This is a genomic window from Streptomyces sp. NPDC002306 (genome assembly GCF_053593435.1).
In genome coordinates this window covers 23,157-35,266 of the sequence record NZ_JBSFCK010000014.1, presented here as the reverse complement: position 1 = coordinate 35,266, position 12,110 = coordinate 23,157, and the positions used below count along the sequence as shown (strand labels likewise).

Below are 12,110 nucleotides of genomic sequence, written 5' to 3'. Positions count from 1 at the left end.
ACGGGTGCGCGGTCGCCGGTGGACAGGTGCGTGGTCCGGTCGACGGGTGCGCGCTCGCCGGTCGGCGGGTGCGCGGTCGACGGCCGTCGGACGCGTGGTCGACGGCCACCGAGTGTGGTCGATCTCCAGACTGCCCTCCGAGATATCTTGACGTCAAGAGACTTCATGTCGACACAACCACTACACTGATCGTCATGGAGGACGAGGTCGATCGGCTGGTCGCAGCATGGCGCCGGGAGCGCCCGGACCTCGACGTGGAGCCGCTCGAGGTACTCAGCCGGGTGAGCAGGCTCGCCCGGCACCTGGACCGCGCTCGTCGCCTCGCGTTCTCCGAGCACAGCCTGGAGCCCTGGGAGTTCGACGTCCTGACCGCGCTCCGGCGCGCCGGTGCCCCGTACCAGCTCTCGCCGGGGCAGTTGCTCACGCAGACCCTGGTCACCTCCGGCACCATGACCAACCGCATCGACCGGCTGACGAAGAAGGGCCTGGTGGAGCGGTTGCCGGACCCCAGCGACCGTCGCGGCGTGCTGGTGCGGCTGACGGTCGAGGGCCAGGACCGCGCGGACCAGGCCCTCGCCGGACTCCTCGACCAGGAACGGGCCATCCTCGCGGAGCTCTCCCGTGCCCAGCGCGGTGAACTGGCCGCACTGCTGCGCCAGTTGACCGCGCCGTTCGACAACATCCCCGGCTAGGGCCCGTCGTCGGGGCCTCGACGAGCGTCGACGGGCTCCGCCGGACGTCATCAGGCAGGCACCCCGGTCAGGCGCTGCTGCTTTCCTCCACCCCGATCCGCCCGGCGGCGCCCAGGTCGACCGGTCCGACCCCGGCGCGTCGCGCGAGGGCGACGGCGGCGAGGGTGGAGTGCACGCCCAGCTTGCCCAGGACGTTCTGCATATGGGTGCGCACGGTGTGCGGGGAGAGGAACAGGCGCTCGGCGACGGCCTTGCGGCCGAGACCCGCGACCATGCAGCGCAGCACTTCCCGCTCGCGCGGGGTGAGGGACTCCACCAGCCGTTCGCTCTCGGTGCGGTGCTTGCGGGCGGCGGTCAACTCCCGCAGGACGCCGGTGAGCAGAGCCGGCGGCAGATGCGTCTCGTCGCGCAGCACCCCGCGGATCACGGTCAGCAGCCGGGACAGCGAGCAGTCCTTGGCGACCCAGCCGGAGGCCCCGGCCTGAAGGGCCAGCGCGGCCCGCCGCGGGTCGTCCTTCTCGGCGAGCACGACCGTGCGCACGTGAGGCTGGCCGGAACGGACCCCCGCGACCAGGGATATCCCGTCGACCAGCCCGTCCTCACCCACCTCCTGCACGGGCACCGCCGAACGCACGCCCGGCACGTTGCCGCCCAGATCGGCGTCGACGAGCAGCACGTCGTACCTGCGCCCCTCGGCGGCCGCGCGCTCCAGGCTGCGCAGTGCCGCCGGGCCGCTGCCGGCCGCGGAGACGTCGACGTCCGGCTCAGCCGCCAGTGCCGCGGCGAGCGACTCGGCGAAGATCCGGTGATCGTCGACGACCAGGACTCGGATACGAACCACGAAACCCCCTTCCCCAGGCTCCCGAAGAGCAGGGGACACCCCACCGTTTGGAGGACGCCGACCAATGCGGGTACGACGCCCGGGGCCGGCGCCACCGCTCGGCCGCCGCCGTGCGGAAACTGCTACCCCCGATGCGGGCGTCGTACCCGACTGTCTCGCCCCCTGATCAGCACCGGCCCCCACCGGTGCTGTTCAACAGAGTACGGCTGGGGGCCCGCAGCGGAAGCTGATTTACAGAACTGGTTGGCCAGGGCGTTTATGGTGTGCCGCATGTTTCGTATTGAGGCGGAAGTCGACAAAGAGCGGCGCGATCTGCTCCGTAAGCGCCTGCGCGACACGAACACGGCGGCCTCCCCGGTCCTGCGCGCGCTGCGCGGCACCCCCGGCGAACGTGAACTCCCGCTGCACATCTGGGCGTCGGACACCGCCGGTGACCTGGCCGGCGGCCTGGTCGGCCACACCTGGACGACCTGGCTGCACGTCACCTACCTGTGGGTCGACGCGCGTCACCGGGGCACCGGGCTCGGCTCCCTGCTGCTGGAGCGGGCGGAGCGGATCGCGCGCGAGCGGCGGGAGTGCCGGTCGGCGCGGGTGGAGACCTGGGACTTCCAGGCGCCCGAGTTCTACCGGAAACACGGGTACGAGGTGGTGTGCGTGATCCCCGACTACCCGCCGGGGATCACGGAGTACACGCTGACGAAACGGCTCGGCTGAGCCTTCCCCGGAGGTCGGCGGACGTCCGGGGAAGGGGCCGGTTCACACGCCCCGGGGTCAGGGCAGGCGGGTGGCGCCCGCCGAGGGGACCGCTTCGAAGACCCGTGGCGCGGTGAAGCCGGCCGTGGCGAAGGCGTTCTCGACCGCCTTGGTGACCGTCTCCACGTCCGCCTCCTCGACCAGGACGATCGCCGAGCCGCCGAAGCCGCCGCCGGTCATGCGGGCGCCCAGCGCGCCGGCGGTCAGCGCCGCGTCGACGACCAGGTCCAACTCCGGGCAGGAGACACGGAAGTCGTCACGCAGGGAGGTGTGGCCCTCGGTGAGGACGGGGCCGATGGCGCGGGTGTCGCCGGCCCGCAGCAGGGCCACGACCCGCTCCACCCGCTCGTCCTCGGTGACGACATGGCGCACCAGCCGGCGCACCTCCTCCTCGTCGCCGAGCCGCGCCAGTTCCGTGTCCAGGTCGGCGTACGCGATGTCCCGCAGGGCGTCGACGCCGAGCAGCGCGGCGCCCTTCTCGCAGCCGGCCCGGCGCTTGCCGTACTCGCCGTCGCTGTGGGCGTGCTTGACCTGGGTGTCGACGACCAGCAGGCGCATGCCCTCGGCGGCCAGGTCGAAGGGGATCTGCCGCTGGGCCAGGTCGCGGGTGTCCAGGAACAGGGCGTGGCCCGCCTCGCAGCAGGCCGACGCGGTCTGGTCCATGATGCCGGTGGGCGCGCCGACGTAGACGTTCTCGGCGCGCTGGCACAGGCGGGCCAGCTGCCAGCGCTGGAGGCCGAGTTCGTACAGGTCGTTCAGGGCCAGCGCGACGACGACCTCCAGGGCCGCCGAGGAGGACAGGCCCGCGCCCGAGGGGACGGTCGACGCGAGGTGGACGTCGGCCCCGGTGACGGCGTGGCCGGCTTCCCGCAGCGCCCAGACCACCCCGGCCGGGTACGCCGTCCAGTTCTTGTCGCTGCCCGGCGCGAGATCGTCGAGAGCGATGTCGACGACGCCTCCCTCGACGTCCGCCGAGTGCAGCCGCAGTCGGCCGTCGGTGCGCCGGGAGACGGCCGCGACCGCGGTGTGCGGCAGCGCGAAGGGCATGACGAAGCCGTCGTTGTAGTCGGTGTGCTCGCCGATGAGGTTGACCCGGCCCGGCGCCGACCACACCCCCTCCGGCGCGGCGCCGTACAACTCGGCGAAGCCCTCCTGGACCTGAACCCGCTGTGCCCCCACTGCTACTCCTTTGCGCTGCTTGCGATGTACTGCGCGAACTCCCACGCGTCCGCGACGATCCCGGCGAGGTCCGCGCGGGACGGCTGCCAGCCGAGCTTCTCGCGGGCGGTGGCGGCCGACGCCACCAGGACCGCCGGGTCGCCGCCGCGGCGCGGGGCGACCACCTCGGGGATCGGGTGGCCGGTGACCTGGCGGACCGTCTCGATGACCTCGCGCACGGAGAAGCCGTTGCCGTTGCCGAGGTTGCAGATCAGGTGCTCGCCAGGCTGTGCGGCCTGTACCGCCAGCAGGTGGGCCTCGGCCAGGTCCGCGACGTGGATGTAGTCGCGGACACAGGTGCCGTCCGGGGTCGGGTAGTCGTCGCCGAAGACCGAGATCGCCTCGCGGCGGCCCTGCGCGACCTGGAGGACGAGGGGGATCAGGTGGGACTCGGGGTCGTGGCGCTCGCCCTGGGCGCCGTAGGCGCCGGCCACGTTGAAGTAGCGCAGGGAGACCGCGCCCAGACCGTGGGCGGCCGCCTCGCCGGTGATCATGTGGTCGACGGCGAGCTTCGAGGCGCCGTACGGCGAGGTCGGGGCCGTCGGGTCGGTCTCGGTGATCGGGGTGTTGACCGGCTCGCCGTAGGTGGCGGCCGTGGAGGAGAAGACGAGCTTGCGCACGCCCGCGTCGCGCATCGCGCCGAGCAGCGCCATCGTGCCGCCGACGTTGTTGTCCCAGTACTTCTCCGGCTTCACGACCGACTCGCCGACCTGGGAGAAGGCCGCGAAGTGCAGGACGGCGTCGTAGGAGGAGTCCAGCCACTTGGCGGCGTCGCGGATGTCGCCCTCGACGAAGGCGGCGCCGGCGGGCACGCCCTCGCGGAAGCCGGTCGAGAGGTTGTCGAGGACGGTGACCTCGTGGCCTGCCTCCAGCAGATGCTGGGCGACCACGCTGCCGACGTACCCCGCGCCACCGGTGACCAGGTACTTCCCACTCATGAACTCGCTACCTCTCGCAGTCGCTCGGCCGCGCGCTCCGGCGGCACGTCGTTGATGAACACGTTCATGCCGGACTCGGAACCCGCGAGAAACTTCAGCTTGCCGGAAGTGCGGCGGATGGTGAAAAGCTCGAGGTGAAGCGCGAAATCATCGCGGACGACCCCGTCGAACTCCTCCAGCGCGCCGAACGGTGCCTGGTGCCAGGCAGCGATATAGGGCGTCGGAGGCTCACCCACCTCTCCGAAGATCCGGTCGAAGCGCCTCAAGACTTCCAGATAGACCTGGGGGAACTCTGTGCGGGCCCCCTCGTCGAGCGCGAGCAGGTCGGGGACGCGGCGCTTGGGGTACAGGTGGACCTCGTACGGCCAGTGCGCCGCGTACGGCACGAAGGCGACCCAGTGTTCACCCTCAAGGACGACCCGCTCATCGGCGAGTTCACGCTCCAGGACGACGTCGAAGAGGTTCCCGCCGCCCGTCGCCTCCTTGTGCGCGGCCAGTTGGCGCAGCATCAGGGCGGTGCGGGGGGTGGTGAAGGGGTACGCGTAGATCTGCCCGTGCGGATGACCGAGCGTCACGCCGATCTCGGCACCGCGGTTCTCGAAGCAGAACACCTGTTCCACGGAGGGAAGATGCGACAGCTCGGACGTCCGGTCGGTCCACGCGTCCAGCACCAGTCGCGCCTGTTCCTCGGTGAGGTCGGCGAAGGAGGCGTTGTGGTCCGAGGTGAAGCAGACGACCTCGCAGCGGCCGGAGTCGCCGGCCAGCGAGGGGAATCGGTTCTCGAAGACCACGACGTCGTACGACGAGTCCGGGATCTCGCTCAGCCGGTCGCCCCGGGAGGGGCACAGCGGGCACTCGTCGGCCGGGGGGTGGTAGGTGCGGCCCTGGCGGTGCGAGGCGATGGCGACCGCGTCGCCGAGCAGCGGGTCCCCGCGTACTTCCGAAGTGGTGACCGTGGGATCCAGCGGCCGTCGGTCCACGGCGTCGCGCACCGTGTCGTCCCGCAGGTCGTAGTAGATCAGCTCACGACCGTCGGCCAGCCGGGTCGAGGTCTTCTTCACCACGGCACTCCATCCGTACACCTAGCGAAGCTTCAAACAGAACCGAACACATCAAAGCACAAAACCCCACGTAGGTCAGGGTCACAACCGAACAAAGAACACCAAGCAAGGTGAGCTCTGGATGCAAACCCCCACTTCCCTGGCAGCGGAACTGCGGCTGCCCACCAATGCGCTCGACTACGCGATCATGGCGATCTACTTCGCCGTGGTGCTCGGCATCGGATTCGCGGCCCGCCGCTCGGTGAGGACCAGCCTCGACTTCTTCCTCTCCGGGCGGTCCCTACCCGCCTGGATCACCGGTCTGGCATTCATCTCGGCCAACCTCGCCGCCACCGAGATCCTGGGCATGGCCGCCAACAGCGCCCAGTACGGCGCGTACACCGTGCACTGGTACTGGATCGGCGCCATCCCCGCCATGGTGTTCCTGGGCCTGGTGATGATGCCCTTCTACTACGGCTCCAAGGTCCGCTCGGTCCCGGAGTTCCTGCTGCTCCGCTTCGACAAGTGGGCCCATCTGCTCGCCTCGGCCCTGTTCGCCTTCGCCGCCGTCCTGATCGCGGGCGTCAACCTCTACGCCCTCGCGATCGTCGTGGAGGCGCTGCTCGGCTGGCCCCAGTGGGTGGCCGTCGTCGTCGCCGGCTTCTTCGTCCTCGCCTACATCACCCTCGGCGGCCTGTCCTCGGCGATCTACAACGAGGTCCTCCAGTTCTTCGTGATCCTGGCGGCGCTCATCCCGCTCACGGTCGTCGGCCTGAAGAAGGTGGGCGGCTGGGACGGTCTGACGGACTCCCTGACCAGGACCCACGGCGCGGACTTCGTCACCGCCTGGGGAGGTACGGGCATCGGCGACCCGAACCCGCTGGGCGCGAACTGGCTGACCATCGTGCTGGGTCTCGGCTTCGTGCTGTCCTTCGGCTACTGGACGACGAACTTCGCCGAGGTGCAGCGCGCCCTGTCCGCGAAGAACCTCTCCGCCGCCCGGCGCACCCCGCTGATCGCCGCCTTCCCGAAGATCTTCATCGTGTTCCTGGTGATGATCCCGGGGCTGGTGGCGGCGGTCCTGGTGCCGCGGATCGGCAGGCCCGGCTCGGACCTCCAGTACAACGACGCCATCCCCTACCTCATGCAGGAACTGCTGCCCAACGGCGTGCTCGGCATCGCGGTGACCGGCCTGCTGGCCGCGTTCATGGCGGGCATGGCGGCCAACGTCTCGTCCTTCAACACGGTGTTCACCAACGACATCTGGGCGAGGTACGTGGTCAGGGACCGCGAGGACGCGTACTACGTGCGCTTCGGCCGGCTGATCACCGCGATCGGCGTCATGGCGTCGATCGGTACGGCCTTCCTCGCGTCCTCCTTCTCCAACATCATGGCCTACCTCCAGACCCTGTTCTCCTTCTTCAACGTGCCGATGTTCGTGGTCTTCGTCGTCGGCATGTTCTGGAAGCGGGCGTCGGTGAAGTCCGGCTTCTGGGGCCTGCTCGCGGGCACGGTCACCGCGATGGTCAACTACTTCGTCCTCTACCGGCGGGGCGTCATCGGCATCCCCTCCGACCAGGGCGCCAACTTCGTCTCGGCCATCGCCGGCTTCGTCGCCGGCGCGGTCGTCATGGTGGCGGTGTCCCTGTTCACCGCGCCGAAGCCGGCCGACCGGCTCCAGGGCCTGGTCTACGGCACCGTCTCCCCCGGCATGCAGGAACCGCCGGCCGCCGGCGACGGCGCCTGGTACCGCAGGCCGGCCCTGCTGGGCTGGGGCGCGGTGATCCTGGCCGCCGCCTGCTACCTCCCGTTCTCGTTCTCGCTCTGATCCCGGAAAGGACCGAGGCATCATGCCGGACCACCACGACTACTCCGAGCAGGACGTCCAGCGCGAGGTCACCGAACTGGAGGGCCGATCCGCCACCGCCGCCCGGATCTTCGACCTGCGCCTCATCATCGGCGGACTGTTCGTGGTCTACGGCGTCATGGTGACGATCGCCGGGATCTCCCCGTCCGACGCCTCCCTCGACAAGTCCGAGGGCATCGACATCAATCTGTGGACCGGGCTCGGCATGCTGCTGCTGGGCGTGTTCTTCCTGGTCTGGCTGAAGCTGCGCCCGACGCCCGCGCCGCCCTCGCCGGAGGAGGAGAAGGCGTCCGAGTAGCCCGTGCGCCAGGGCTCCCGCATTGTCCTGGTTGCATAATCATGCGCTTGGGTGAATACTCTTTCTATGTCCAAGGTTCTCACCTCCCTGCCCTCCGGCGAGCGCGTCGGCATCGCTTTCTCGGGCGGCCTCGACACCTCCGTCGCGGTCGCATGGATGCGCGACAAGGGTGCCGTCCCGTGCACCTACACCGCAGACATCGGCCAGTACGACGAGCCCGACATCGCCTCGGTGCCCGGCCGCGCGAAGACCTACGGCGCCGAGATCGCGCGCCTGGTCGACTGCCGGGCGGCCCTGGTCGAGGAGGGCCTGGCCGCGCTCGCGTGCGGGGCGTTCCACATCCGTTCGGGCGGCCGCGCCTACTTCAACACCACCCCGCTCGGCCGCGCCGTCACCGGCACCCTGCTGGTCCGGGCGATGCTCGAGGACGACGTCCAGATCTGGGGCGACGGCTCGACGTTCAAGGGCAACGACATCGAGCGGTTCTACCGCTACGGCCTGCTCGCCAACCCCCATCTGCGGATCTACAAGCCGTGGCTGGACGCCGACTTCGTCTCCGAGCTGGGCGGCCGCAAGGAGATGTCGGAGTGGCTGGTCGCGCACGGGCTGCCGTACCGCGACAGCGCGGCGAAGGCGTACTCGACCGACGCCAACATCTGGGGTGCCACCCACGAGGCCAAGACGCTGGAGCACCTCGACACCGGCGTGGAGACCGTGGAGCCGATCATGGGCGTGCGGTTCTGGGACCCCGAGATCGAGATCGCCGCCGAAGAGGTGACGATCGGCTTCGACCAGGGCCGCCCGGTGACGATCAACGGCAAGGAGTTCGCCTCCCCGGTCGACCTGGTGATGGAGGCGAACGCCATCGGCGGCCGGCACGGCCTGGGCATGTCCGACCAGATCGAGAACCGGATCATCGAGGCGAAGAGCCGCGGCATCTACGAGGCGCCCGGCATGGCGCTGCTGCACGCCGCGTACGAGCGTCTCGTCAACGCCATCCACAACGAGGACACCCTCGCCCAGTACCACAACGAGGGCCGGCGCCTCGGGCGGCTGATGTACGAGGGCCGCTGGCTGGACCCGCAGGCCCTGATGGTCCGTGAGTCCCTGCAGCGCTGGGTCGGCTCGGCGGTCGCCGGCGAGGTGACCCTGCGGCTGCGGCGCGGTGAGGACTACTCGATCCTCGACACCACCGGCCCGGCGTTCAGCTACCACCCGGACAAGCTGTCGATGGAGCGCACCGAGGACTCCGCGTTCGGCCCGGTGGACCGGATCGGCCAGCTCACCATGCGCAACCTCGACATCGCCGACTCACGCGCGCGGCTCGAGCAGTACGCGGGCCTGGGCATCGTCGGCACGACCCACCCCGAGCTGATCGGCGCCACCCAGGCGGCGGCGACCGGACTGATCGACACCATGCCGGAGGGCGGCGCCGAGGCCATCGCCTCCCGCGGCGAGGTCTCCGACGACGACGAGCTGCTGGACCGCGCCGCGATGGAGTTCGGCACCGACTGACGGGCGGCCTACCGAAGCGACCGCCCGAGGCGGCCGACCGGGCACGTACCACCACCGCGGGCGGCCTGTCCGCGGGACCGCCGGGCGCGGGACCGGGATCCTCTAGGACTCCGGTCCCGCGCCCGGCTGCGGAAGCGGGCCCGCTCTGTCCAGCAGCCCGGTGCGGGCCGCCAGGGCCGCCGCCTCCAGGCGGGAGCCGACGCCGAGTTTCATCAGGACGCGCTGGACGTGGGTGCGGGCGGTGGACGGGGCGATGCCCATGCCGGCCGCGATCAGCCGGGTGTCCTCGCCGTCGGCGACCCGGACCAGCACCTCGATCTCCCTCGGGGTGAGCATCTGCAGCAGGCGCTGGCCCTCGTCGTCGGGCTGGGCCGCCGGGTTGAGCAGTTCGCTGAACGCGCCCTGGAGAAGCTGAGGGGCCACGGCCGCCTCACCCGACCGCGCCTTCATGATGGCGCGCTCCACACCCTCTATGCGTTCGTCGTGGCGCACATAGCCCGAGGCACCCGCGGCGAAGGCCGCCGCGATCCCGCGCGGGCTCGGTACCGGCCCCAGGACCAGCACCGCGACCTGGGGGCGCTCCCGCTTGATCCGTATCACCGGGTCGAAGATCCCCGGTTCGGCCGGCGCCGCCGTGCCCAGCAGGCACACCTCGGGCGCGCGGGTGATCACCAGTTCCGCCGCACCGGCGGCCGGTGCCGCCGCGGCCAGCACCCGGTGACCCCGCAGCTTCAACGCCGAGGCCAGCGCCTCGGCGAGCAGTCGGTGGTCGTCGACCACCATCAGCCGCACTCCCACAGAGCAACCCCCCAGTCCCCCCAATGGATGCCCACTATGGATGCCCACTGGTCCGCATGGACAGAGGGCCCCCCGGCACCCCCGCCCTTCATGCCCCCGGAAGCTACACGCTTGTTCGACGTTGCGCTCCCCCTACTCGTGAGAAGTGCCCCGGATCGCCGAAATTCCTCGCATTCGAGGGTGATGAGCGGTACGCGCACGACCCCGCCCCTGAGCAGGGACGGGGTCGTGAACGCGGGACCCGGTGGGGAAGCTTCAGCCGCCGGTGGCGAACGCGATCGCCAAAGACTCCTTGTCCCCCGAACCGGTCAACGACTTACTGGCGAAGACCTGGGACATGTACAGGTGGCCCCGCGCGTACAGGATCTCCGCGTATTCGGGGAGCATGCTCTGCTCCGCGTCGTGCACGGCCCGCGTCGCCGGGTTCTCCAGCAGCGTCGTCTCCTTGAAATCGCCGCCGCCGATGCTCACGATCCGGCCGCCCTTGTCGTAGGGCGGCCGCTTGTACGCGATGAGGTCGGCGCCGTCCATCCGCAGCGGGGAGATCGTGTAGCCGTCGCCCGCGTCGGCGCGCCGGCCGGTCTGCTTGCCGGTCGCCAGGTCGAACTCGACGATCTCGTTCGTCCTGCTGCCCGCCTCGGTGCCGTCGCGCTCCTCGGTCGGCACGTAGAGCCGGTCGCCTGCCGCGACGACGCCCTTGCAGTACTCGATCCTGCTGATGCCTTCGCAGTGGGCCGCGTACTCGTCGCCCGGCGCCGAGATCCGGGTGCGCAGTGTGCCGGTCCGGTTGTCGATGGAGAAGAAGTCCGAGATGCCGCTGCCGTCGCCCGCGCTGTCGCCGACGTCGGCGGCGACGACCAGCGGGTCCGTCGACACGACGCTGGCGTACTCGATGCCCTTGGCCATCTTGTACTCCGAGATCACCCTCCCGGAGGCCGGGTCGAGGGTCTGGATGCCGAGCGTGCGGTCGTCGTACTCGCCGCACTTGCGTACCGCGACCAGCTTCGCGCCGCCGCCGTAGCCCGCGTCGTAGCAGGTGTCGGTCGTCTTCGGCGACCACAGCAGCCTGCCGGAGCCGATGTCGAACGCGGCGCCGCCCTCGGTGCTGCCCAGGGCCGCCGTGTGGGCGCTGACGGTGACGTTGTCGAAGGTGATGGGCTGGTCACCGGAGTCGACGGTCTTCGTCCACAGCTTCCGGCCCGCGTCGAGGTCGATCGCGGCGACCTGGCTGCACCCGTGCGAGGGGTCGGCCTTGGTCGGCATCGCGGGCTCGTAGAGGATCGCCGTCCTGTCGTCCTCGGTGACGTGCGCGCTGGCCTCGCACACCGGGCCGGGCAGCTTGATCGTCCACAACTTGGTGCCCTTGTCGGGGTCGTAGCCGACGATCTCGGCGGCGCCGCTCTTCACGTACGCCTTGTCGGTGAGCCAGGAACCCTTGGTGGTCACGGTGTTGGTGTCCTTGACCACGGGCATCGGGACCTGGAAGAGCAGCGTGGAGGCGGTGTCGCCGGGCGCCTTCTCCGAACCGCCGGAGGACCCGCCGGTGTCGCCCTTGCCGCCCTTGCCGCCGGTTCCCCCGCTGGAGCCCTTGGTGTCGTCCTTCTTGCCGTGGTCCTCGCCGGAGGACGAGTACCAGATGCCGCCGCCGACGATCAGCGCGATCGCCGTGACGGCCGCGACGATGATGAGCAGCTGGGCGTTGGGCCCGCGGCGGCCGCCGCCCGGTCCGCCCGCCTGGGGCTGGGGCGTCGTCGGCGGCTGCGGATAGCCGTGGCCGGGCTGCTGACCGTATCCGTACGCGCCCGGCTGGGCGTTGGGGTATCCGTACCCGGGGGGCTGCTGAGGCGCCTGGGGTGCCTGCGGGTATCCGTACCCGGGCGGCGTGGGCGGCGCGGGTGACTGGGCAGCCTGGGGGTAGCCGTAGCCGGGCGGCGGCGGGGCCTGCGGCGGGCCGAACCCGCCCTGCTGCGCAGGCTGTTCGCCAGGGGGTGGACCGAAGCCACCCTGCTGCGGCGGCTGTTCGCCCGGCGGCGGACCGAAGCCGCCTTGCTGCGGGGGATCGTTCGGGGGCGGGGGCGGCGGCTGGGTCATGGTCTGACTACCTCGGGGACGCGACGGGGACGGGGACGGGAACGCGGAACGGCGGTGCA

The 12,110-nt window shown here is 70.7% G+C and carries 11 protein-coding genes; 5 read left to right on the top strand and 6 right to left on the bottom strand.

Going from position 1 to position 12,110, the window contains the following annotated elements; all coding sequences use genetic code 11:
• The first annotated feature begins 194 nt into the window (after positions 1-194).
• Positions 195-692 carry a MarR family transcriptional regulator TamR gene (gene tamR, locus ACWCQK_RS25490; protein ID WP_451158601.1) on the top strand — a complete coding sequence of 166 codons (498 nt, stop codon included), beginning with the start codon at positions 195-197 and terminating at the stop codon, positions 690-692.
• A gap of 67 nt (positions 693-759) precedes the next feature.
• Here tamR and ACWCQK_RS25485 read toward each other — a convergent pair whose 3' ends face one another.
• Positions 760-1,533 carry a LuxR C-terminal-related transcriptional regulator gene (locus ACWCQK_RS25485; RefSeq protein WP_451158599.1) on the bottom strand — a complete coding sequence of 258 codons (774 nt, stop codon included), beginning with the start codon at positions 1,531-1,533 and terminating at the stop codon, positions 760-762.
• Between the two features lie 258 nt (positions 1,534-1,791).
• Between ACWCQK_RS25485 and ACWCQK_RS25480 the strand changes: the two genes are divergently transcribed.
• Complete coding sequence (locus tag ACWCQK_RS25480; protein ID WP_451158802.1) at positions 1,792-2,247, top strand: GNAT family N-acetyltransferase; 456 nt, start codon at positions 1,792-1,794, stop codon at positions 2,245-2,247.
• A 57-nt stretch (positions 2,248-2,304) separates the two neighbouring features.
• Here the strand turns inward: ACWCQK_RS25480 and galK are convergent, their stop codons facing one another.
• Genes galK through galT form a run of 3 tightly spaced genes read right to left on the bottom strand, consistent with a single transcriptional unit; the run spans position 2,305 to position 5,503 of the window.
• The gene (gene galK, locus ACWCQK_RS25475) at positions 2,305-3,465 is read right to left on the bottom strand and encodes a galactokinase (RefSeq protein ID WP_451158597.1); all 1,161 of its coding nucleotides are present in this window, start codon (positions 3,463-3,465) and stop codon (positions 2,305-2,307) included.
• Between the two features lie 2 nt (positions 3,466-3,467).
• Positions 3,468-4,442 carry a UDP-glucose 4-epimerase GalE gene (galE, locus tag ACWCQK_RS25470; RefSeq protein WP_451158595.1) on the bottom strand — a complete coding sequence of 325 codons (975 nt, stop codon included), beginning with the start codon at positions 4,440-4,442 and terminating at the stop codon, positions 3,468-3,470.
• A complete protein-coding gene (gene galT / locus ACWCQK_RS25465) occupies positions 4,439-5,503 on the bottom strand; it encodes a galactose-1-phosphate uridylyltransferase (protein ID WP_451158593.1) in 1,065 nt (354 codons plus the stop codon). Before galT ends, galE begins: the two co-directional genes overlap by 4 nt.
• A gap of 121 nt (positions 5,504-5,624) precedes the next feature.
• On the opposite strand from galT, the gene ACWCQK_RS25460 reads away from it, so the two are divergent.
• The 3 genes from ACWCQK_RS25460 to argG all read left to right on the top strand — a co-directional run bounded on the left by ACWCQK_RS25460 (position 5,625) and on the right by argG (position 9,162).
• Positions 5,625-7,310, top strand: coding sequence for a sodium:solute symporter family protein (locus tag ACWCQK_RS25460; RefSeq protein WP_451158591.1), 1,686 nt, complete (start codon positions 5,625-5,627; stop codon positions 7,308-7,310).
• A 22-nt stretch (positions 7,311-7,332) separates the two neighbouring features.
• The gene (locus ACWCQK_RS25455; RefSeq protein WP_451158589.1) at positions 7,333-7,647 is read left to right on the top strand and encodes a hypothetical protein; all 315 of its coding nucleotides are present in this window, start codon (positions 7,333-7,335) and stop codon (positions 7,645-7,647) included.
• A gap of 66 nt (positions 7,648-7,713) precedes the next feature.
• Positions 7,714-9,162: an argininosuccinate synthase gene (gene argG, locus ACWCQK_RS25450; protein WP_451158587.1), complete on the top strand. Its 1,449-nt coding sequence runs from the start codon at positions 7,714-7,716 to the stop codon at positions 9,160-9,162.
• Between the two features lie 102 nt (positions 9,163-9,264).
• Here the strand turns inward: argG and ACWCQK_RS25445 are convergent, their stop codons facing one another.
• Positions 9,265-9,945, bottom strand: coding sequence for a helix-turn-helix transcriptional regulator (locus ACWCQK_RS25445; protein WP_451158585.1), 681 nt, complete (start codon positions 9,943-9,945; stop codon positions 9,265-9,267).
• 270 nt (positions 9,946-10,215) lie between these two features.
• The gene (locus tag ACWCQK_RS25440; RefSeq protein ID WP_451158583.1) at positions 10,216-12,051 is read right to left on the bottom strand and encodes an outer membrane protein assembly factor BamB family protein; all 1,836 of its coding nucleotides are present in this window, start codon (positions 12,049-12,051) and stop codon (positions 10,216-10,218) included.
• Positions 12,052-12,110 lie beyond the last annotated feature (59 nt).